We start from the raw sequence: 21702 nt of genomic DNA on the forward strand, positions 1-21702 counted from the left end.
GGGTGTGCGATAGACGCACGTCGCCGAGGAGGCATAGCGTCTTGGGCTGCCCATACCATTGAAAAGCGACCGCCTCGCCCGGTCCGCGCGAGCCACCTCGCGCGTGCATTCACGGGACCACTCTGTCGGGTTCAGCTATTCTTCATCAACAAGCATCGTCCACGCCTCCCGATGGCGTCCGTCAGGGGAGCCAATCCGACGCCCAGCGTCACGCTCGCTCTCCGAGCCTCTTGAACCATGGATTCGTCCGCGCAACGCAGGAAGTAGCGTCTTGACTCAAGCAATCGGACCATCAGCGATCGGACCATCTCCGGGTGCAACCGAGATCCACCGCGGGCGTCACCTGCGGGTGCTTCGCCTGCTCGACCCGAAGGCTGGCCCCTTGATCGTCAAGCAGGGCCGTGATGACGGAGACCTCGCCTCCGCCCGGTCCGCGCTACACAACGAGCAGCGCATCCTGGATCGGTTGCAGGGCCTGCCCGGTTGTCCGCGTCTGGTGCGCTTCGACCCGGCCATGCCGGAGCTGGCCATGGCGGACTTCGGCGGTGTCACCCTGCAGGCGTCAGGGCTCTTGGGCAACCTCGATCCGGAGCGCTTTCTGACCATCGCGCAGGCGCTGGCGCATGCCATGGCCGAGATCCACGGGCGCGGTGTCATCCACAAGGATCTGAACCCCGCCAACATCCTGGTGCGGCCGTCCGACCTGCAGGTGCAGATCATCGACTACGATCTGGCCACGACCTTTGCCGAGGAGCACCCGGGGTTCGATCACCCGAGTGCCCTGCCGGGCACGCCGACCTATCTGTCGCCTGAGCAGACCGGACGGATGAATCGGCCGGTCGACTACCGCACCGACCTCTATTCGCTCGGTGCCACCCTCTATGCCCTGGCCACCGGTGCCCCGCCCTTCGCGGGCACCGATACCCTCAACCTGATCCATGCCCACCTGGCCCGCACGCCGGTACCGCCGCAAGAGCGGGCGCCCTGGTTACCGCCCCCCGTGGCGGAGCTGATCCTGACCCTGCTCGCCAAGGAACCGGACGACCGCTATCAGAGCGCGGCAGGGCTGGCCCACGATCTGCACCTGTTGCGCAGCGCGCTGGCCGCCGATCAGCCACTTGCGGCGGTGCGGTTGAAGGAGCTCGACCTGCCCCTGGCCCCCCGACCGCCGCGCCGCCTGTACGGGCGCGAGGAGGAATTGGCCACGCTGATGGCGGCCTTCACCGACGCGACCGCAGGCGGTGCTCGGGGCCTGTTCGTGGCCGGCTATTCGGGGGTCGGCAAGACGGTACTGATCCACGAGATCCACCGGCCGGTCACGCTGGGCAACGGGCTCTTCCTCAGCGGCAAGTTCGAGCAGTTCAGCCACGACCGCCCGTTTCTGGCCCCGGCCCAGGGTCTGCGCCAGTTGTGCCAGTTGCTGCTGGCGGAACCGGAGGCAAAGGTCGAGGCGTGGCGCACGCAGATCCTTCAGGGCGTCGGCCCGGACGCCGCCGCCTTGTTTGAGGTCGTACCGGAATTGGAGGCCCTGCTCGGTGCTCAGCCCCCCGTGCCGGAACTTGGGCCACGCGAGGCGCAGGTGCGCTTGCGCGCTCTCTTGGTCGCCCTGCTGCGCCAGATCGCCGCGCCCGAGCATCCGCTGGTGCTGTTTCTCGACGACCTGCAATGGGCCGACCAACCGTCGCTGGACTTCATCGGGGCACTGCTCGAAGACACGGCGCTGCGTGGTCTCTTACTGATCGGCGCCTATCGCGACAACGAGGTCGACGCGGCCCACCCGCTCTTGCGCCTATTGCGCCAACCGACAGCCACTGGCGCACCGGCCCCGGTGCTGTCCCTGGCCAGCCTGACGGCGAGCGATATGACCCGGTTGCTCGCCGACATGCTGCACTGTCCGCCGGACCGCGTACAACCGCTGGCCGCCGCCCTGTACGCCAAGACCAGCGGCAACCCCTTCTTCACGATCGAGTTCCTGAATGCGCTCTACCGCGAAGGGGGGCTGCGGCCGGACCCGCAGAGGGGATGCTGGCACTGGGACCTCGCCGCCATCGCCGCCCACCCGGCGAGCACCAATGTCGTGGACTTCCTGGCCGACGGGTTGCGCACCCTGGGTCAGGAGAGCGCCGACACCCTGGTCGCCGCCGCGTGCCTGGGCAACACCTGTACGCTCGGGTTATTGGCGCTCGTCACGGGGGAGGACCCAGGCGTACTCGCGCAGCGGCTCGGACCCGCATTGGAGCGGGGCATCCTGATCACCCCCAACGCGGTGGCGGTGCATCAGGCAAAGGGCGGGGCGGCGCTGGCGTTTTGCCACGACCGGATGCAGCAGGCGGTATACCAACTGCGCGACGACGCCTGGCGCGAGCGGCTGCATTTAATGATCGCCCGGCGCCTGGCCGGGGTTGCGGCCAATCCGGAGCAGTTCCTGCGCGCTGCCGAACACTACGCGATGTCCACTTCGCTGATCGTCGAGAGCGACGAGCGCGCGCGCGCCCGCGCATTGTTCCTCGCGGCCGCGGTACAGGCCCGCCAGGCCGGCGCCTATGTCACGTCGGAACGCCTCTTGAAGCTGGGCATCGGGCTGTTGGCGGCGGACGCCTGGCAGAGCGATCAGGCGGCGGCGTTCAGTCTCCATACCGAACTGCACCTGGTGCTCTATAGCCAATCCCGCCACGATGAGGCCGATGCGGTCTATGCCGTGCTGGCAACCCAAGCGACAGCGCCGGGTCAATTGCTCGCACCGCTGTGCATACAGATTGCCAGTCTGTCCAACCGCACCCACTACGACGAGGCCGTGCGTCTTGGGGCCGGTCTGCTGGGAGCGCTTGGCATCGCCTTGCCGCTGGAAAACACCCGCGACCATCTCGAACAGGAGCTCGATCTGTTCTACCTCCATGTGGCGGCGGGCGCGCTGGAGCGGTTGCCCGCCCAATGCAACCTGGACGATGAGCGGCTGCTGATGGTCGCCCAGTTGCTCAATCGCTTGATCCCGGCCGCGCTCTTTTCCGGTTCACTGCTCGGCTTTTGGATGATGACGCGCTGCAGCCGCCTGTGGATCGAGGCCGGCTACTGCGAGCTGCTGTGCTACCCGATGTGCTGCATCACGATGGTGACCATCGCCCTGCGGGAAGACTATGCCACGGGTTATCGCGCGGCCCGCGCGGCCCTGGAAACTGCCCTCGCGCGCGACCACGGGGGACTGGAAGTGGCCCGCGCCGAGCACGCCTTCGGGCTCTTTGCCTGTCATTGGTTTCAGCCGCTGACCGATGATCTGGGACATGCCCGGGCGGCTTACGCGGGGCTCTTGCGGGCCGGCGATCTGGAGTTCGCCAACTTTACCTTTTTTAACTCGCTGGCAGCCCTGTTCGAGACCTGTACGCAACTCGCCGAGATGGACACCGAGCTTGCTGCGGCTATCGGCTTTACGCGCAAGACCGGGAGCCGGCATTCAGAGCAGGCGTATTTGCCCTACCGACAGCTCACGCGGGCACTGGAGGGCAAGACCCACGAGCGCGGGGGCTTTGCGGACGCCGATTTCGACGACCAAGCGCATCTCGCGGCCATCCGGGGCAACGCCATGGCGCTCGCCTTTTATCACACCTACCGGGCGCTGGGGGCCTGCCTGTTCAACGATACGGCGGGGCTGTCTGGTCATGCCGAGGCCGCGGTCGGCCTGTCACGCCACATCAGCGGTTTCTACCCGACCGCCCTGGCCGTCTTTTTGAGTTCACTCGCGCTGACCGAGCAACTGCGGGTGACCGCTGAGGCGGACCGGCCTGCCCTGCTGGAGCGCCTCGGTGCGAGCCAGACCTGGCTCGCCGCGCGCGCCGCCGACGCGCCCATGAACTTCGGCCATCTCCACGACCTGGTGGAGGCCGAACGGCTGGACGTGCTGGAGCAGCCCTGGGACGCGCTCCAGCGCTTCGAGCGGGCGTTGCGCCACGCCGGGGCCGAGTTGCGCCCCTGGCACCAGGCACTGATCGCCGAGCGGGCCGGACGCTGCTACCTGCGGCGCGGGCTGGAAGACGCCGGCCGCGCCCTGCTGGCGCGCGCCTATGCCCTCTATCGGCAGTGGGGGGCCGCGGGAAAGACGCGGGCGATGCGCGACGCCTGGCCTTTCCTGGACACCAGCCCTTCAGGCAGCGTGCGGGATAGCCAGTGCGATGCCTTGGACCATGAGGCCCTGCTGCGCGCCTCCCAGGCCCTGGCCGCCGAACGCTCACTGCCGCGACTGGTGGCGCGAGTGGTGGAGCTGGTCGGCCATCTGACCGGCGCGACCGACGTGCGGCTGCTGGTCCTGGACGAGGCCGGGCGCTGGTACCTGGAGGGCGGGGTGCGCGGCGAGGAGTCGTTGGAGCGCATGCCGGCGGAGGAGGCCGCGGAGCGGGGAATCATCAGCGCCTCCGGGATGCGGTTGGCGCTGAAGACGCGCGTCCCCTTGGTCTCCGACGATGCGGTCATCGACAGTCGCTTTGCCGGGGATCCCCACTTCGCCAGTCTGCCCCTGTGTTCGCTGCTGGGCCTGCCGATTTTCCTCCATGGGCGGCTCACCGCCTTTCTGGTCCTGGAGAACCGGCTGTTTCGCGCCGCCTTTACCGCCGCGCGCATCGAGGCAGTGACGATACTGGGCGGACAGTTGGCGGTTTCGCTCGAAAACGCCGGGCTTTACCGGTCGCTCGAAGGCAAGGTCGCGCAGCGCACCGGCGAGCTGTCCGAAGCCAACCGGCTGCTCACGGACGCCATCGGGCGCGCCGGGGCGGAAATCGCCGAACGTCAGCAGGTGGAAGCGGAATTACGCGAGAGCGAGGAGAAGTTCAAGGCCATCGCCAATTACGCCGCCAGCTGGGAGGCCTGGTTCAGTCCGGAAGGCAAGCTGCTCTGGATGAATCCCTTTTCGCTGGAGCTCACGGGCTTCACCCCGGAGGAGTATCTCGCCGCGGACGATTTCGTGGTGATGTCCACGGTCGAAGAAGACCGGCCTATCATGTTGGAAAGCTTTCAAAAGGCGCTCCAGGGCCGCAGCGGCGACCATGTCGAGTTCCGATGTCTGCGCAAAGATGGCTCGCGATTCTGGATCTCCGCCTCCTGGCGCCCGATTTTCGACGTCTCGGGTCGTTCACTCGGTTTTCGCACCAGCGCCCAGGACATCACCGCGAGCCGGCAGGTGCGCGAGGACCTTGCGCGCGCCAGGGCAGCGGCCGAGACCGCCAACCGCGAGCTCGCGATCCTGAGCACCACCGACAGCCTGACCGGTCTCGCCAATCGCCGCCGCTTCGATGAAACCCTGCAGACCGAGTGCCAACGCGCTACCCGCGCCGGACGGCCTCTAAGCCTGGCGATGCTCGACGTGGACTGGTTCAAGCATTACAACGACCGCTACGGCCACCAGGCCGGCGATGAATGCCTGCGCGCCATCGCCGGGGTCCTGAGTGCCCAGGCGCACCGGATCAGCGACCTGGCCGCCCGCTTCGGCGGCGAGGAATTCACGGTCATCGCCCCCGACACCGACGGGGCGGGCATGCTGCGCCTTGTCGAGTCGATCCACAGCGCCCTCGAGGCTTTGGCCCTGCCCCATGATGCCTCGCCGCTCGGCCGCGTCACCGTCAGCATCGGCGTAGCGGTGCTTGCACCCGGAGACGCCGCCTCGCCCGAGGCACTGTTGCGGCTGGCGGACGAGGCGCTTTACCGCGCCAAGGCCGGGGGCCGCAATCGGACGTCCCCGGGAGGCGCGGGGTCCGCGCCATTGCCGTAAGCTGTCCGGCGACAGGGTCTGTGGAATCCTCGATTAAATCGCGTCCCCACCGGCACCGCCGTAGTTGAAGGTGATCTCCTCGTCGACCGCAATCGCGCGGCGGGCGTAGAGATCGAAGCCGTCGAGCTCGGCGTTCGGGTCGTCGCTGTGGTTCAGCCAACGCAGGAGGTTGCGTCCTTGGCGACCGGTGAGGACGTTGCCCTCGGCGTCGTAGGTCCAGAGCACGTAGGTGCCGTCGCGATCCACCTCGGGGCCTTCGAAGGTGCCGATGAAGTCGCCGCTGCGAAACGCGATCTTGGCAAAGCAACCTTGGCCGTGAATCGGGGAGGCCGCGCGGTAGACACGCGTGCGCAGCAGGTCGGCGGAGGAGGAGGAGGAGGAGGAGGAGCGCCCCATCGCGGCCGTCGCCTTGTGGCAATGCGCTGACTCAGCGGCGCTTGGCCTTGGCGAAGGCATCCGCCATGGTGCCGCCGCCCGGGACCTCGGCCGCAGCCGGGGCCTTGGACCGTGTCGCACCTCGCCCGTCGGACGCCGGGCGAGCGTCGGCCGGGCGGCCGGGCCGACCTGGCGAGGCCTGTACCCTCGGGCGCTGTTCGCGACCCTGCGAGCGGGTGTCGGATACATCGCCGGCCGCGCGCTCGGGCGCGACATCGCCCAGGCGCATGCTCAGCGCGATCCGCTTGCGCACGAGATCCACTTCCATCACCTTGACCTTCACGAGATCCCCGGACTTGACCACGCCATGCGGGTCCTTGACGAAGCGGTCGGCCAAGGCGGAGATGTGGACCAGACCGTCCTGATGGACCCCCACGTCCACGAAGGCGCCGAAGTTGGTTACGTTGGTGACAGTCCCCTCCAGGATCATGTCGGGCTTGAGATCCTTGAGTGTCTCCACCCCATCCTTGAGCTGCGCGGTCTTGAACTCGGGGCGCGGGTCACGGCCAGGCTTCTCCAGCTCGGCGAGGATGTCCTTGACGGTCGGCAGACCGAATCGGTCGTCGGTGAAGCGGGCGGGATCCAGGCGGCGCAAGGTCGCGCTGTCGCCGATCAGGGCGGTAATGGGTTTGCCGGTTTCCACAAGGATGTTGCGCACCAGCGGATAGGCCTCCGGGTGAACGGCCGAGGCGTCCAGAGGCTCGTCGCCGTCGCGCACGCGCAGGAATCCCGCACTCTGCTGGAACGCCTTCTCGCCGAAGCGCGGGACCGCCATCAGGCGCTTGCGGTTGGAAAAGGCCCCGTTGGTCTCGCGAAACTGCACGATGTTCTCGGCGAGGGTGCGGTTGAGCCCGGAGACCTGGGTCAAGAGCGGCACGGAGGCGGTGTTCAGATCCACCCCGACGGCGTTCACGCAGTCCTCCACCACGGTGTCCAGTGCGCGCGCAAGTCTGGGCTGATTCACGTCGTGCTGGTACTGGCCCACACCGATCGCCTTGGGCTCGATCTTCACCAGCTCGGCGAGCGGATCCTGCAAACGACGTGCGATCGAGACCGCACCGCGCAGCGAGACATCCAGCTCGGGCAGCTCCTTGGAGGCGAATTCGGAGGCCGAATAGACCGAGGCGCCCGCCTCGCTCACGACGAGGGAGCGCAGACCGAGCTCCGGATGTTTCTGGATCAGCTCGCGCACCAGCCGGTCGGTCTCGCGCGAGCCGGTCCCGTTGCCGATGCTCACGAGCTTCACCCCATGCTCCTTCGCCAACAGGGCGAGACGCGCAATCGAGGCATCCCATTGGTTCTTCGGCACATGGGGATAGATGGTGTCGGTCGCCGCCACACGCCCGGTGCCGTCCACGATGGCAACCTTCACCCCGGTACGCAGTCCGGGGTCCAGCCCGAGTGTCGCAAGCCGACCCGCCGGGGCGGCCAACAAGAGCGCCTTGAGGTTGAGCCCGAAGACGCGAATCGCCTCCTCCTCGGCCGCCTCCAGCATCCGACCTTTGAGCTCCAAGTCGAGCCGGGTCAGCAGCTTGATCCGCCAGGTCTTGCGCACCGTCTCGATCAGCCAGTCGTCTGCGGGGCGCCCGGCCTGCCGAACCCCGAAGCGCGACGCGATCAGACCGCGACAGACGGCGTCCGGGTCATCGCCCTCCCCGGCCAGCAGCTCCAGGTGCAGGACGCCTTGGTTGCGCCCGCGGAACAAGGCCAACGCACGGTGCGACGGAATGCGCGCAAGCGGCTCGCGATAGTCGAAATAATCCGAGAACTTATTGCCCTCGTCTTCCTTGCCCGGCATGACCTTGGCGACCAGAATGCCTTTCTCCCAGAGATGATCGCGCAGACGCCCGGTCAGCTCCGGATCCTCGGCGAAACGCTCCATCAGGATCTGACGCGCGCCTTCCAGGGCCGCCGCGATGTCATCCACACCCTTGGTCGAATCCACATAGGATGCCGCGTGCGATTCGGGCAACGGGCTTGGATCCGCGAGCAGAGCATCGGCCAAGGGTTCGAGCCCCGCCTCGCGCGCGATCTGGGCCTTGGTGCGTCGCTTGGGTTTGAAGGGCAGATAGAGGTCTTCGAGACGCTGCTTGGTCTCGGCGCCGACGATCTCCGCTTGGAGCTCGGGGGTCAGCTTGCCCTGCTCCTCAATGCTCTTGAGCACGGTGGCGCGACGCTCGTTCAGATCGCGCAGATAAACGAGGCGCTCTTCGAGCAAGCGCAACTGGATGTCGTCCAGCCCCCCGGTGGCCTCTTTGCGATAGCGCGCGATGAAGGGCACGGTCGCGCCCTCGTCGAGCAGTCGGATGGCGGCCTCGACCTGCTCGGGTCGAGCGGCAAGCTCCTGGCTGAGGGTCCGGGTGATGTCGGTCATGCGCGATGGGTTCCGATACGGCGGATCAAGGTGGATGGCGTCGGCAGCATACACCCCCGACGGGCAGGGCGTAGGATCTCAGGGCGGCGGCAGCCGGCAGGCATCGCCGTAGACGGCCATGATCTGCTTGAGCTCGCGCAGCAGGGTACCGCGCTCCTCCGCGCTCAGATCACGTGTCTCGGGCAGATGTGCCCCGGCCTCCAAGGCGGCGATATCTTGCCTGACCTGCCTACAACCCTTGCTGCACACCGCCTCGATGCGCGCATCCACACGACATTGTTCGAGAGTCTGCAAGACCCTGGCCTCCAGCGGTGAGCGAGATGGTCCGACATGCGCGCTGCGTCTCGATCGGCATCTTCCCGAACGAGATCGACGCACCCTGTTTGCCGGGAGTTTGTCGATTATAGGAAGATGACGACGGAGGTCACAACGCATGTCGACGCAAAGAGGGAATGAAGCAGGCGCGATGCCGGCCACCCCGACACTCCACTGGACCGCCGGGCCGATACGTTGCGGGATCCGATCGGGTGCGCTGCATCTGTGGCGAATCCGCACCGATGAAAGCGGGCTCGACCTCGCGCACGGGCTGCGCCTGCTCAGGGAGCGCCAGCGCGCGCGCGCGTTAGGGATGCGTCATCAGCCCTATCGCGAGCGCTACGTGCGCGCCCATGCCGGACTGCGCGAGATCCTCTCGCGCTATCTCGATGCACCGCCGGGGTCGCTCCGCTTCGATTATGGACCGGCCGGCAAGCCCGCGCTTGCCGGCGCAGCGTTGCCGCTCTCCTTTAATTTGACGACGACCGGCGATCTGGCCTTGGTGGCCGTCGGCACCGGGCTCGGGCCGAGCACCGATGTCGGTGTGGACTGCGAGTGGATCCGACCGCGGCACAACATCGATGCCGTTGCTGAACGGATGTTCGCACCCGAGATGGTTCGGACACTCGCATCGGCTCCGCAAGACGAGCACCTCGCCCGCTTCTACCGTGCCTGGACCGCGCTCGAGGCGGATGCCAAGGCCGACGGCCGAGGACTCTTCCGGCCCCGACCCGCCGGCGCACGGCCGCCGGCCGTTCTGCATTGCATTCCGGAGAAGGGTTATATCGCCGCGGTCGCGCGCGAGACCCTGCCGCCGGTGTCGGACTGGTCGACATTCGATCTGCTCTAAACCGCGCCCGGAGCGATAGGCGTCGTTTGTTGGATTGGCTTGGCCGCGCCGGCTCCGACAAGTGTTGGAGCCGGCGCGGTTTAGGCATGAAAAGCGCGTGAGAATGAAGAGCGTCGCCATCCTGCTTAAGACCGTCGTCGATCACTCGATAGGGCACCGGAAGCATCGATCGCGCGAACACGGCCGGTACGCCGCGTATAATCTGAGCCTTCAATCCCGAGGAGCGCCGTTCGTTGGAAACTATTCAGATCGTCTTACTTGCGTTCGTTCAGGGCATTACCGAGTTCTTGCCGATCTCGAGCTCGGGACATTTGATCCTGACACCGCTCCTGTTCGGCTACGAGCTGCAGAGCCTCGCCTTCGATGTCGCGTTGCATCTGGGCACGCTTGCCGCGGTGATGCTCTATTTCAGGCGCGAAATCGTGACCATGACGATCGCTGTGCTGCAGTCGTTGCGCACACGCCGATTCGACGCACCCGATGCCCGCCTCGGCTGGATGATCATCCTCGCCACCCTGCCGGTGATCGTGCTGGGCCTGCCGCTGAAGTCCGTGCTTGAGGTTCTGCGCGAAGACCCGACCCTGGTTGCCCTGGTGGTTGCGGCCACCAGCATCGGCTTCGGGTTGCTGCTGTGGTGGGCGGACTTCAGCGGAAAGCGCGCGCGCGACGAATACAGCCTCGGCTGGAAGGCGGCCGTGTTCGTCGGTGTCATGCAGGCGATCGCGATCATTCCGGGGACCTCACGCTCGGGCATCACCATGACCGCAGCGCTCATGCTCGGACTGACCCGCAAGGCGGCTTCGCGCTTCTCCTTCCTGCTCGCGATCCCGACCATCATCATGGCGGGCGGTCTCGAAACGCTCGATCTGCTGCAGGCCGGCGAGCCGGTCGACTGGATGTCGCTGTTGCTCGGAGCGGCCCTTTCGTTCGTCTTCGCCTACTTGACGATTCATTACTTCCTGAAGTTCATCGAGCGTATCAGCATGCTCCCCTTCGTGATCTACCGAGTCCTGCTGGGCGCCGTGATTCTGATGCTGGTGTGGTGACACTCGATGAGTCTGGAAGCCGAAATCGCAACGACCTTGACCTCCGGGATCGCCAGCCTGCAGCCGATCCTGGACCGTTACGGACTCTGGGCGCTGTTTGTCGCCTGCATGGCCGAAGGATTCGGGATCCCGCTGCCGGGCCAAACCCTCTTGATCGCCTGCGCGCTGCTCGCCGCAAGCGGCAAGATGGACATCGCAACCGTCCTGATCGTGGCGTGGACGGCGACCCAGCTCGGCGACATCATCGGCTATCTGATCGGACGCTACGGGCTGAAGGGGCTGCTCAAACGCACATCCAAGCATCGCGAGCGTCTGGACAAAGCCGAGGCGGCCTTCGCGCGTTGGGGGATCGGGTTGCTCATCGTCGCTCGCTTTCTCGACGGGCTGCGTCAGACCAGCAATATCGCGGCCGGGGCACTGCAGATGCCCTGGTGGCGCTTCCTCACGGGAACCATCCTCGGAACCAGTCTTTGGGTCGGGGCCTTCGGGTTCGGGGCCTACACCTTGAAGGAGGATTTCCAACGCATCACAGACTTCATCGAGCCGCTCAGACCCTATGTGCTTGCCTTCTCGGCGGTCTTGATCCTGGCGTTTATCTGGTTCTTGTTGCGCCGCAAATCGGCCGGCCAGCACGCCTGAGTCGCGTTCGCAAGGGCCTTACGCATGTGCTGCGCGCGCCTGCGTGTGGGTTGTGCCGAGCCGTGCGAGGCACAACCAACCGTCGGCGGATGTTGTGCTTCCTGCCGTCAGCACAACCTACGGCATGGAATTTTGCGGAAATCGCCTAAGCAACGGGAGCGTCATCATGGTTAAACCCCGGGCGCTGGCCGAGCATACGATGACACGGCCGGACTACGACGGCGGCGGCATCCTCAATCTGATGAGCAGCATCATCCAGGCCCGCGGCGGGCGATCCGACGCCCCGAGACTGCGCGATCTGCCGACGGATGAGCTGGCGCAAGCCACCAATCTGATCCTCCTGGTCATCGACGGCCTCGGCGCCGATTGGCTCGACAGGCAATCGCCGGACGGGATCCTGAGCCGAACCCGGCGCGCAACCCTCACCTCGGTCTTCCCCTCGACGACGGCGGCCGCGATCCCGACCTTCCTCACCGGGGAAGCGCCGTTGGCACACGGGCTAACCGGTTGGCATACCTATCTCGGCGAGCTTGGATGCGTGATGACGGTGCTGCCGGGCACACCGCGCTTCGGCGGCGTGCCCTATCGGAAGGCCGGGATCGATCCGGTCAAGCTCTTCGGGACCACACCGATCACCAACCGGATCGCCACCCGCAGCATCCTGGTCTCGCCGGAAAACATCGCCCGATCGGACTTCAACCGCGCACATCTGGGACGCGGCGAGCTGGTGACCTTCAAGGGATTGCGCGACATGTTCGTGCGAACCGCCGGGGTTCTCCACGGCTGGGGGCGGCGTCGACGCGAACCCAAGTATCTTTATCTTTACTGGCCGAGATTGGACGCGATCGGTCATGAGCAGGGAATGGAGAGCCCGGCCTCACTAGCCCATCTTCGCGAGATCGAGCGGGAGATCGCATCCTTCATGCATGAGATCGCGGATACGGACAGTCTGCTGCTGGTCTGCGCGGATCACGGCCAGGTGGATACGCAGCCCTCGGATACGATCGACCTTGCCGCTCATCCGGAGCTCGAAAACCATCTCTTGCTTCCGCTGTGCGGCGAGCCCCGAGCGGCCTTCTGCTATCTGAGGTCCGGCCGTGCGGCCGCATTCGGCGACTACTGCAGCGATGTCTTGGCGGACCGCGTCGACCTGGTGCCGAGCGAGCAGCTCGTGGAGGATGGGTTCTTCGGTGCGGGGAGGATGCACCCGCGGTTCATGGAGCGTGTCGGGGACGTCTGTTTGCTCCCGAAGGGCAACGGCGTCGTCCGACAGTGGCTGCCTTTCGAGCAACCACACCGACAGATCGGGGTCCACGGCGGAATCAGCGACGCCGAGCTTCGCGTCCCCTTGTGTCTGCTGCGTACTTAAACCGCGCCCGGAGCGGTATGCGATAATCGTGGATGGGATCGGCCCCGGCAGACTTGACGACCGTTGGAGCTGGTGCGGTTTAAATTATTAAAAAATATAAAATTTTAAACCGCGTCCCCACTACGGATTGTGGATGCACCGAACGTCGAGCTCACTCTGAAACGAGCAATTCGCTCTGGACGCGGTTTAATATGCCGAGTGCCGTCACATCAAACCGAGCTGGAGACGTGCCTCGTCGCTCATGTTCGCCTGACTCCAAGGCGGATCCCACACCAGGTCGACCTGGATCAGGCCGACACCCTCGACCTTCGAGACGGCATCCTTCACCATGATCGGCATCATGCCCGCGACCGGACAGGCCGGCGCGGTCAGCGTCATGTCGATCGAGACGTCGCCGACCGGGGTGATGTCGACCCGGTAGATCAGACCGAGATCATAGATGTTGATGGGGATCTCGGGATCCTGCACGCTGCGCAGCGCTTCGATAATCGGCTCGCGCAGCTCCTCGGCGTCCATCTGCTCGACCGCGACCTCCTCCGTAAGAACGGCGGTATCCCCACTCTCCTCGTCATGCTTCCCGAATCCGACGAAGCGGGCCAGTCTGTTCATGCTCGACCTCTCGACTGCAATTTCCGGTTGAACCGCGTCCGTCGCGACATGCGATCCCTCCGATCGGCTCGGCCCTTGTCGAGCCAATGTCCCCGGAGTGGACGCGGTTCAAGTAAGTGAATCCTTAACCTCTTAACCGCGCCGACTCGACATCCCGCGGAGTCCGCAATGGGGCACTCTTCGGATCATCCCTCGTCAACCGCTCCTGACGCCCCTTAGGTCAGCGGAGCGGTTTCGAGTCGACGCCCGACCTCCTCCGAGACCGCCTCGCGCAGCGCGACCGAGTGCAAGGCATCGATGATCTCCTCGGCGAATCCCAAGCAGAGCATGCGACGCGCGAGCTGTGCGGAGATGCCGCGCGAGCGCAGATAAAAGAGCTTCTCTGGCTCGATCTGGCCGACCGTCGTGCCGTGACTACACTTCACGTCGTCGGCGTTGATCTCGAGCTGCGGCTTGGTATCGATCTCCGCGTTCTCGGACAACATGAGATTCTTGTTGGACATGGCCGCGTCGGTCTTCTGTGCGTCCTTTGCCACCACGACCCGGCCGTCGAAGACCGCCCGACCCTTGCCGTAGAGGATGCCCTTGAAGGTCTCGCGGCTCGAGCACGCAGGGACCGCGTGATCCACGTCGATGTGGTAGTCCATCAACTGCCGATCGCCCGCGAGATAGAGCCCCTGCAGATCGCATTCGGCGTGCTCGCCGCTGAAGCGGGTCACCAGATCGGTACGCGCCCAAGCCGCACCCAGACCGATGTTGACGCCGACATAACGGCTGTTGGCGTCCTGACTCAGGTAAAGGCCCGTGATGTGGAAGGCGTTTGGACTCTCGACTTGAATGCGGTCGTGCTTCAGCACGGCGTCTCGACCGAGCGACAGCTCCAGCACCGAGTTGGTGCAATAGAGCGACTCGCCGAGACTCACATACCGCTCGATCAGGGTCGCCTGTGCACCGTCCGCGAGCGACACCAGATGACGGGGTTGTGCGACGCCCGGCTCGTCCATACCGACGGAGAGATGGATCAGCTCGATCGGCCGCTCGAGGATCGCACCGCGGTCGAGCAAGACGACCAGGCCGTCGTCCAAACCCGCCGTGTTCAAAGCCGCGAACAAGGGCTGGCTCTCGCCTGCTACGCCGTTGAGGCGCTCGCGCAGGGCATCGGGATCGCTGGCCAACAGGGCCCGCAGACCGGTTACGCGAACGCCGCGCGGCAGATCGCCGAGAGCCGACAGCGAAGGCGTGTAACGTCCGTTCACCATGACCGCGCGATGGCTGTCCAACTCGGGGATCAACAGCTCCTCGATGTCGTCCAGCTGCAGCGCGGTGACCTCGTCCTCGACCCGAGCGAACCCCTGCTCGATCAGTCGCTTCAGACTGGTGTAGCGCCACGCTTCCTGCTTGGTGCCCGGCACGCCTTGCTTACGCACTTGGTCCAGGGCGCTGCGCCGCTGCGCCTCGAGCCAATCAAGCCCGGCGCCGGCCTCGCCGTCCGCGCGCGCGGAGAGCCAGGTGTCGAAGCTGGTGGGCGCAGCGCCGTTCATGCCGCCTGCTCCTGCTCGAGGATCCAGCCGTATCCCTTCTCTTCGAGCTCCAGCGCAAGCTCCTTACCGCCCGAGCGGATGATCCGGCCTTTTGCCAGAACATGGACATGATCGGGCTCGATGTAGTCGAGCAGACGCTGATAGTGGGTGACCACGATCATGGAACGCTCCGAACTGCGCAACGCATTCACGCCGTCTGCGACGACGCGCAAGGCGTCGATGTCGAGCCCGGAATCGGTCTCGTCGAGGATCGCGAGCTTGGGTTCGAGCAGCGCCATCTGGAAGATCTCGTTGCGCTTCTTCTCGCCGCCCGAGAATCCCGCGTTGACCGCGCGCTTCAAGAGAGAGTCGTTCAGATGCAGGATCTTGAGCTTCTCCTTGATCAAGCGCAGAAACGAGACCGCGTCCAACTCGCTCTCGCCGCGGGCCTTGCGGATGCTGTTCAGCGCCGCCTTCAGGAAATAGGTGTTGTTGACGCCCGGCAGCTCAACCGGATACTGGAACGCCAGGAAGACGCCCAGGTGCGCGCGCTCCTCGGGCTCGAGCGCGAGCAGATCCTGCCCTTCGAAGGTGACGGAGCCGGACGTGACCTCGTAACCCTCGCGTCCGGACAGGACATGCGAGAAGGTGCTCTTGCCCGAGCCGTTCGGACCCATGATGGCGTGGATCTCACCGGGACCGACCTCCAGATCCAGGCCCGTCAGGATCTCGTTTTCACCCACTTTGGCCCGCAGGCCCTTGACAGACAACATCATTCTCTCCTGATCGATCGCGTCCGGCGTAACCCGCTCGATCCTGTGTTTGGATCAACCTGAAAGCCGGCCGATCAACGTCTGAGCTGACGCGATCGGTATGATTAATTTCGTTTTAAAAACTTGAACCGCGTCGCGTGGACGGCGTTGATTGTCGCGACACCGAGGCCATGTGCCGATCTCGCATGAACCTCCAAACGCGGTTCAATGCGGTTCAACCGACCGCGCCTTCCAAACTAATACTCAAGAGCTTCTGGGCCTCCACTGCGAACTCCATCGGCAGCTCGTTGAAGACCTCTTTGCAGAAGCCGTTGACGATCATCGAGACCGCATCTTCCTCGGTGAGTCCACGCGAGCGGCAGTAGAACAACTGGTCGTCGCTAATCTTCGAGGTGGTCGCCTCGTGCTCGAGATTCGCACTCGGGTGCTTGACCTCGATGTACGGAAAGGTATTGGCGCTGCAACGGTCGCCGATCAGCAGGGAGTCGCACTGGGTGTGGTTGCGCGCACCCTCGGCCCGCTGACTGATCCGCACCAGGCCGCGATAGGTTTGTTGACCCTCGCCGGCGGAAATCCCCTTGGAAACAATGGTCGAGCGCGTATTGCGCCCGAGGTGGATCATCTTGGTGCCGGTATCGGCCTGCTGACGGCCCTTGGTGACGGCAACGGAGTAGAACTCGCCGATCGAGTCGTCGCCGCGCAGGATGCAGCTGGGGTATTTCCAGGTGATCGCTGAACCCGTCTCGACCTGGGTCCAGGAGATCTTGGAGCGCGCACCGCGGCAGTCGCCGCGCTTGGTCACGAAGTTGTAGATACCCCCACGGCCTTGGGCGTCGCCCGGGTACCAATTCTGCACCGTCGAGTATTTGATCTCGGCGTCGTCCATGGCGATCAGCTCGACGACCGCGGCGTGGAGCTGGTTCTCGTCGCGCTGGGGCGCTGTGCAGCCCTCGAGATAGCTGACGTAGCTGCCCGCTTCGGCGATGATCAGGGTTCGCTCGAACTGGCCGGTATTGCGCGCGTTGATCCGGAAATAGGTGCTCAGCTCCATCGGGCAACGCACGCCCTTGGGGACATAGACGAAGGTGCCGTCGCTGAAAACCGCGGCGTTGAGTCCCGCGTAGTAGTTGTCGGTGTGCGGAACCACCGAACCCAGGTACTGTTTGATCAGGTCGGGGTGCTCGTGGACGGCCTCTGAGATGGAACAGAAGATGACGCCTGCTTCGGCCAACACAGCTCGAAAGGTCGTCGCGACCGAGACGCTGTCGAACACGGCATCCACGGCGATTCCGGCGAGCGCCTTTTGCTCCTCGATTGGAATGCCGAGCTTCTCGTAGGTTTCGAGCAAGGCCGGATCGATCTCGTCGAGACTCTTGGGCATGTCTTCCGGGCGCTTCGGGGCCGAGAAGTAGGAGATCGACTGAAAATCAATCGGCGGGTAGTGCACGGAGGCCCAGTGCGGCGTCTTCATGGTCAGCCAGTGCCGGTAGGCCTTGAGCCGCAACTCGGTCATGAATTCGGGCTCGCCCTTACGGGCGGAGATGGCGCGCACCACCCCTTCGTCCAGACCGGGCGGCAGGGTGTCGGACTCGATCTCGGTCACGAAACCATGCTCGTACTCGGATCGGACGATATCGTCGACAGCTTGGGTTGAGGTCATCTCTCCTGGCTCCGTTTTCTTGAGCGTTTTACTGGGTATTTACTATACGCCCTTATCGGCGGGTTTCAACATCCCGCGGGACGTCCGGATGACATCGGATCAGTTGGGATCGGATCCTGACGAGACTCATGTCCGAGCGCCGCACCCCGGTTTCAAGGGGTTCTGCGCGGCCGCTCAGATAATGACACGATTATATTCGAATTTTCGCAACGCACTCAGCGTCGGCTTGTTAATGCGAACCGTTCCCATTATTCTTGGCGCCAGGCGGAAAACCGCCAAGACGAGAACCCACATTCGGCCATCAGGAGCCCCAAGCACATGAAACCATCGCGCTACATCATCTCCTTGATTACCCGCGGGATCACCGGCGGGATCGCCGCGGCGCTCCTCTTCGCCGTCCCGCCGAGCGTTGTCGCGGCCGACGAGGAGGTCAACCTCTACTCCGCGCGCAAGGAAGAGCTAATCAAACCCTTGCTGGACCGTTTCACGGAGCAGACCGGCATCAAGGTCAACATGGTTACGGACAAGGCCGAGACCTTGCTCAAGCGCCTGGAGAGCGAGGGGATCAACTCCCCCGCCGATCTGCTGGTAACGGTCGATGCCGGCAACCTCTATCGCGCCAAGGAGGCCGGGGTCACTCAGCCGATCGAGAGCCAGGTGCTGATCGAGGCGATCCCGGAAGTTTACCGTGATCCGGAAGGACATTGGTTCGGTCTGTCCTTGCGTGCGCGTCCGATCCTCTATGTCGAGGGCAAGGTCGATCCGACCAACCTCTCGACCTACGAGGCCCTGGCCGACCCCGCCTGGAAGGGTCGCATCTGCATCCGCTCCTCGGACAATATCTACAACCAATCCATGGTCGCCTCCATGATCGCGGCCGACGGCGTCGAAGCCACTGAGACCTGGGCGACGGGTCTCGTCGCCAACATGGCACGTCCCCCCAAAGGCGGCGATCGCGATCAGATCGCGGCGGCTGCGGCCGGGCAATGCGACCTCGCCATCGCCAACACCTATTACCTAGCCGGCATGCTGACCTCTGGCGATCAAAGTCAGGTGGACGCCGCGCAGGTCATGCGGGTCTTCTGGCCGAACCAGGACGGGCGCGGCGCCCACGTCAACGTGAGCGGGATCGCCATGACCCATTCCGCGAAGAACAAGGAGGCGGCTACCAAGCTCGCCGAGTTCCTCGTCAGCCCCGAATCCCAAGCCTGGTATGCGGACGTCAACGGAGAGTACCCCGTGCTACCGAGCGCTGAAGTCAGCGAGCTCCTGCAATCCTGGGGCGAGTTCAAGGCCGACGACCTTCAGCTCTCGAAGCTCGGCGAGCTTGGGCCGGATGCGGTGCGCCTGATGGACCGTGCAGGCTGGAAATAGACGGGCGGCCACTCGAGAAGCGATAATGGGGCCTGAAAGGGCCCTCTCGGCGGCCCTCCGCGCAGGGGCAGTCCCTTTCATGAGACGATCGTGAGCACGCATGAGCGCCGAGGGTTGTGGTCGGCAAGCATCGTCGCGATCGCACTCTTGACCGGCCTGCCGGTGCTGGTCATTGTCGGTTTTGTCCTGGTTCCCGCCGGCGATGTCTGGCAGCATCTCGTCGACACGGTCCTCGCCGATTATGTGCTCAACACGCTGCTGTTGATGCTCGGAGTCGCCGTCGGAACCCTGATCGGCGGCGTCGGCACGGCCTGGCTGACCAGCATGTGCCGCTTCCCGGGACGCGGCCTGTTTGAATGGGCGCTGATCCTGCCCATGGCGATGCCTGCCTACATCATCGCCTACACCTACACCGGCATGCTGGATTTCGCCGGACCGGTTCAGACCACGCTCAGGGACTGGACCGGTTGGGGTTTCGGAGACTACTGGTTTCCCGAGATCCGCTCGCTCGAAGGGGCCGCCTTGATGCTGGCGCTGGTCCTTTATCCATACGTCTATTTGCTCAGCCGAGCCGCCTTTCTCAGCCAGTCGCTGTGCGTGCTTGACGTCAGCCGCACGCTCGGCAACGGCCCTTGGCGCACCTTCTTTGCGGTCGCCTTGCCCCTGGCACGGCCGGCCATCGTCGCCGGACTGACCCTGGCCCTGATGGAGACCCTGGCCGATTACGGCACGGTCCAGTATTTCGGCGTCCAAACCTTCACGACCGGGATCTTCCGCACCTGGTTCGGCCTGAACAACGCCGCGGCAGCCGCCCAACTCTCGGCGATGCTGCTCGGCTTCGTTCTGGTCCTGATCACGCTGGAGCGGATCTCGCGCAGCCAGGCCCGTTATCACGACACCAGCCGGCGGCATCAATCGATCCGCCGCTACCACCTGACCGGCTGGCGCGCCGTCGCGGCCGCCGTCTTTTGCCTGATTCCGCTGATGCTCGGGTTCCTGATCCCCGCCGGGCAGCTCGCCGCCTGGGCACTGACGATCGCCGAGGGCGCTTACGACGCAGCCTTCTGGCGGCTGGTGCGCAACAGCCTCGAGCTCGCGGCAATCGCCGCACTGATCGCCTTGCTGCTGGCCCTGGTGCTGGGCTACGGCAAACGTCTGCATCCGACGCGTGTGGTGACCGGAGCCGTCAAGGTCGCCGGTCTGGGTTATGCCGTGCCCGGCACCGTCATCGCCATCGGCGTGATCATCCCCTTCGCCTGGTTCGACAACACCCTGGACGCCTGGATGCGCCAAACCTTCGATGTCTCGACCGGTCTGTTGTTGAGCGGGACCCTGGCTGCCCTGGTCTTCGCCTACCTGACACGCTTTCTGGCCGTCGCGCTGCAGACGGTCGAGGCCGGGCTCGGGCGCATCCGACCGTCGATGGACGAGGCCGGTCGCGCCATGGGCTATCGGCCGGGGCAGGTGTTGCGGCATATCCACATCCCGATGCTCAGGGGCAGCCTGCTCACCGCGGTGCTCTTGGTCTTCGTCGATGTGCTCAAAGAGCTACCGGCGACCCTGATCCTGCGACCCTTCAATTTCAACACTCTCGCGGTGCGTGCCTACGAGCTGGCCTCCGACGAGCGCCTGGCTGACACCGCGCCTGCCGCACTGACCATCGTGCTTGCAGGCTTGGTTCCGGTTATCCTGCTGAGCCGTTCCATCACCAAGTCCCGCAATGCCGACACAGCTTGAGGTCAGAGACGTCAGCGTCGCCTATGGCGATACCACGATCGTGCGCGATGTATCCTTCGTCCTCGAGCAAGGCATCATCGGGTGTCTGCTCGGGCCGAGCGGCTGCGGCAAGACGACCCTGCTGCGTGCCATCGCCGGGTTCGAGCCCGTCAGCCGCGGCGAGGTCCTGTTGCACGGGCGTCGCGTCTCGGTGCCCGGCGACACCCTTCCCCCGGAGCAACGGCGGGTCGGCATGGTCTTTCAGGACTTCGCCCTGTTCCCGCACCTTACGGTTGCACGCAACGTTGCGTTCGGGCTGCGCGGACTCAAACGTGCCGAGCGCGCGCATCGGGTTGCCGAGCTTCTCGATCTGGTGGACCTGCGCCAAGCGGCATCCCAATATCCGCACGAGCTCTCCGGAGGGATGCAGCAGCGGGTCGCCCTCGCCCGCGCCATGGCGCCGCGCCCCGACATCCTCTTGCTCGACGAACCCTTTTCCAGCATGGACGCGGAGCTGCGCGAGCAGCTTGCACGCGAGGTGCGGGATCTACTCAGACGCGAGGGCGTGACGGCGATCCTGGTCACGCATGACCAACTCGAGGCCTTCGCCATGGCCGATCAAATCGGGGTCATCGCGAACGGGAGCATTCGACAATGGGGAACCGGATTCGGGCTCTACCATGAGCCGGCGGACCGCTTTGTCGCCGATTTCATCGGCCAAGGCGTGTTGCTTCCGGCCGTCGTGGTGGACGAGACACGCGTGAAGACGGAGCTCGGGCGCGTCGCCGGAAGCAAGCCGCACGGTCTGGAACCTGGAACGGCGGCGGAGGTGCTGATCCGACCCGACGACATGCTCTACGACGAGACCAGCCCGAGACGCGCGGTCGTGGTCGAACGCGCGTTTCGCGGTGCCGAGTATCTCTATCAGCTCAGGTTGGCGAGCGGAACGGTGGTGCTCTGCTTGGTCCCGAGCCACCATCAACATGCCGTCGGGGATGACATCGGGATCCGACTCGAAGCGGATCATCTCGTGGTCTTTCCCTGCGCCTGCGCCGAGCCGGTTGCGCCGGAAGACGCTGCAATCGGCAGCGGGCTTCCGGCGTGCAGCTAATCCGCAGATGGGGCCGGATCCCGGCGATGCGGGAACCCTTGTGCTCAGCCGCTTCGGCCGGTCTTCTTGGCCTTCTTCTCGGCCCGCTTCTCCTTCATGTTCTTCAGCGGCTGCTTCTTGGCTTCCTTCTTTTTGTCTTCGCCTTTGCTCATCTGTGTC

The 21702-nt window shown here is 65.0% G+C and carries 15 protein-coding genes; 8 read left to right on the plus strand and 7 right to left on the minus strand.

Going from position 1 to position 21702, the window contains the following annotated elements; all coding sequences use genetic code 11:
• The first annotated feature begins 271 nt into the window (after positions 1-271).
• Complete coding sequence (locus tag AADX97_RS07140) at positions 272-5752, plus strand: diguanylate cyclase (protein ID WP_374233157.1); 5481 nt, start codon at positions 272-274, stop codon at positions 5750-5752.
• A gap of 33 nt (positions 5753-5785) precedes the next feature.
• On the opposite strand, the gene AADX97_RS07145 is transcribed toward AADX97_RS07140, so the two are convergent.
• The 3 genes from AADX97_RS07145 to AADX97_RS07155 all read right to left on the minus strand — a co-directional run bounded on the left by AADX97_RS07145 (position 5786) and on the right by AADX97_RS07155 (position 8855).
• The gene (locus AADX97_RS07145) at positions 5786-6148 is read right to left on the minus strand and encodes an SET domain-containing protein (protein ID WP_374233155.1); all 363 of its coding nucleotides are present in this window, start codon (positions 6146-6148) and stop codon (positions 5786-5788) included.
• Between the two features lie 31 nt (positions 6149-6179).
• Positions 6180-8561 (minus strand): Tex family protein, encoded by a 2382-nt coding sequence (locus tag AADX97_RS07150; protein WP_374233153.1) that lies wholly within the window; start codon positions 8559-8561, stop codon positions 6180-6182.
• A 78-nt stretch (positions 8562-8639) separates the two neighbouring features.
• Positions 8640-8855: a hypothetical protein gene (locus tag AADX97_RS07155; protein ID WP_374233151.1), complete on the minus strand. Its 216-nt coding sequence runs from the start codon at positions 8853-8855 to the stop codon at positions 8640-8642.
• Between the two features lie 139 nt (positions 8856-8994).
• Here AADX97_RS07155 and AADX97_RS07160 point away from each other — a divergent pair, with 139 nt between their 5' ends.
• The 4 genes from AADX97_RS07160 to AADX97_RS07175 all read left to right on the plus strand — a co-directional run bounded on the left by AADX97_RS07160 (position 8995) and on the right by AADX97_RS07175 (position 12780).
• Positions 8995-9726, plus strand: a complete 732-nt coding sequence (locus tag AADX97_RS07160) for a 4'-phosphopantetheinyl transferase superfamily protein (protein WP_374233149.1) — start codon at positions 8995-8997, stop codon at positions 9724-9726.
• A gap of 233 nt (positions 9727-9959) precedes the next feature.
• Positions 9960-10772 carry an undecaprenyl-diphosphate phosphatase gene (locus tag AADX97_RS07165; protein ID WP_374233147.1) on the plus strand — a complete coding sequence of 271 codons (813 nt, stop codon included), beginning with the start codon at positions 9960-9962 and terminating at the stop codon, positions 10770-10772.
• A 6-nt stretch (positions 10773-10778) separates the two neighbouring features.
• Positions 10779-11411 (plus strand): DedA family protein, encoded by a 633-nt coding sequence (locus AADX97_RS07170; protein WP_374233146.1) that lies wholly within the window; start codon positions 10779-10781, stop codon positions 11409-11411.
• A gap of 166 nt (positions 11412-11577) precedes the next feature.
• Positions 11578-12780, plus strand: a complete 1203-nt coding sequence (locus tag AADX97_RS07175; protein WP_374233145.1) for an alkaline phosphatase family protein — start codon at positions 11578-11580, stop codon at positions 12778-12780.
• 204 nt (positions 12781-12984) lie between these two features.
• On the opposite strand, the gene AADX97_RS07180 is transcribed toward AADX97_RS07175, so the two are convergent.
• The 4 genes from AADX97_RS07180 to sufB all read right to left on the minus strand — a co-directional run bounded on the left by AADX97_RS07180 (position 12985) and on the right by sufB (position 17342).
• Entirely contained in the window at positions 12985-13389 is a 405-nt protein-coding gene (locus tag AADX97_RS07180; RefSeq protein ID WP_374233143.1) for an SUF system Fe-S cluster assembly protein, read from the minus strand.
• A gap of 215 nt (positions 13390-13604) precedes the next feature.
• Complete coding sequence (gene sufD / locus AADX97_RS07185) at positions 13605-14930, minus strand: Fe-S cluster assembly protein SufD (RefSeq protein ID WP_374233142.1); 1326 nt, start codon at positions 14928-14930, stop codon at positions 13605-13607.
• Positions 14927-15682 carry a Fe-S cluster assembly ATPase SufC gene (sufC, locus tag AADX97_RS07190; RefSeq protein ID WP_374233276.1) on the minus strand — a complete coding sequence of 252 codons (756 nt, stop codon included), beginning with the start codon at positions 15680-15682 and terminating at the stop codon, positions 14927-14929. The genes sufD and sufC overlap by 4 nt, the downstream gene beginning before the upstream one ends.
• 214 nt (positions 15683-15896) lie before the next feature.
• Positions 15897-17342, minus strand: coding sequence for a Fe-S cluster assembly protein SufB (gene sufB, locus AADX97_RS07195; RefSeq protein ID WP_374233140.1), 1446 nt, complete (start codon positions 17340-17342; stop codon positions 15897-15899).
• 345 nt (positions 17343-17687) lie between these two features.
• On the opposite strand from sufB, the gene AADX97_RS07200 reads away from it, so the two are divergent.
• The 3 genes from AADX97_RS07200 to AADX97_RS07210 all read left to right on the plus strand — a co-directional run bounded on the left by AADX97_RS07200 (position 17688) and on the right by AADX97_RS07210 (position 21543).
• Positions 17688-18716, plus strand: coding sequence for a Fe(3+) ABC transporter substrate-binding protein (locus tag AADX97_RS07200; protein ID WP_374233275.1), 1029 nt, complete (start codon positions 17688-17690; stop codon positions 18714-18716).
• 90 nt (positions 18717-18806) lie between these two features.
• Entirely contained in the window at positions 18807-20453 is a 1647-nt protein-coding gene (locus AADX97_RS07205) for an ABC transporter permease (RefSeq protein ID WP_374233139.1), read from the plus strand.
• Entirely contained in the window at positions 20437-21543 is a 1107-nt protein-coding gene (locus AADX97_RS07210; protein WP_374233138.1) for an ABC transporter ATP-binding protein, read from the plus strand. The genes AADX97_RS07205 and AADX97_RS07210 overlap by 17 nt, the downstream gene beginning before the upstream one ends.
• The last annotated feature ends 159 nt before the right edge of the window (positions 21544-21702 follow it).

Source organism: Thiocapsa sp. C2-2m, assembly GCF_041903745.1.
Classification (GTDB): Bacteria; Pseudomonadota; Gammaproteobacteria; order Chromatiales; family Chromatiaceae; genus Thiocapsa; species Thiocapsa roseilacustris.

Bases quoted from the DNA above. Each gene is read 5' to 3' on its own strand.
- AADX97_RS07145 (WP_374233155.1), bottom strand. From the start codon at position 6,148: ATGGGGCGCTCCTCCTCCTCCTCCTCCTCCTCCGCCGACCTGCTGCGC.
- AADX97_RS07150 (WP_374233153.1), bottom strand. From the start codon at position 8,561: ATGACCGACATCACCCGGACCCTCAGCCAGGAGCTTGCCGCTCGACCC.
- AADX97_RS07160 (WP_374233149.1), top strand. From the start codon at position 8,995: ATGTCGACGCAAAGAGGGAATGAAGCAGGCGCGATGCCGGCCACCCCG.
- AADX97_RS07170 (WP_374233146.1), top strand. From the start codon at position 10,779: ATGAGTCTGGAAGCCGAAATCGCAACGACCTTGACCTCCGGGATCGCC.
- AADX97_RS07175 (WP_374233145.1), top strand. From the start codon at position 11,578: ATGGTTAAACCCCGGGCGCTGGCCGAGCATACGATGACACGGCCGGAC.
- AADX97_RS07180 (WP_374233143.1), bottom strand. From the start codon at position 13,389: ATGAACAGACTGGCCCGCTTCGTCGGATTCGGGAAGCATGACGAGGAG.
- sufD (WP_374233142.1), bottom strand. From the start codon at position 14,930: ATGAACGGCGCTGCGCCCACCAGCTTCGACACCTGGCTCTCCGCGCGC.
- sufC (WP_374233276.1), bottom strand. From the start codon at position 15,682: ATGTTGTCTGTCAAGGGCCTGCGGGCCAAAGTGGGTGAAAACGAGATC.
- sufB (WP_374233140.1), bottom strand. From the start codon at position 17,342: ATGACCTCAACCCAAGCTGTCGACGATATCGTCCGATCCGAGTACGAG.
- AADX97_RS07210 (WP_374233138.1), top strand. From the start codon at position 20,437: ATGCCGACACAGCTTGAGGTCAGAGACGTCAGCGTCGCCTATGGCGAT.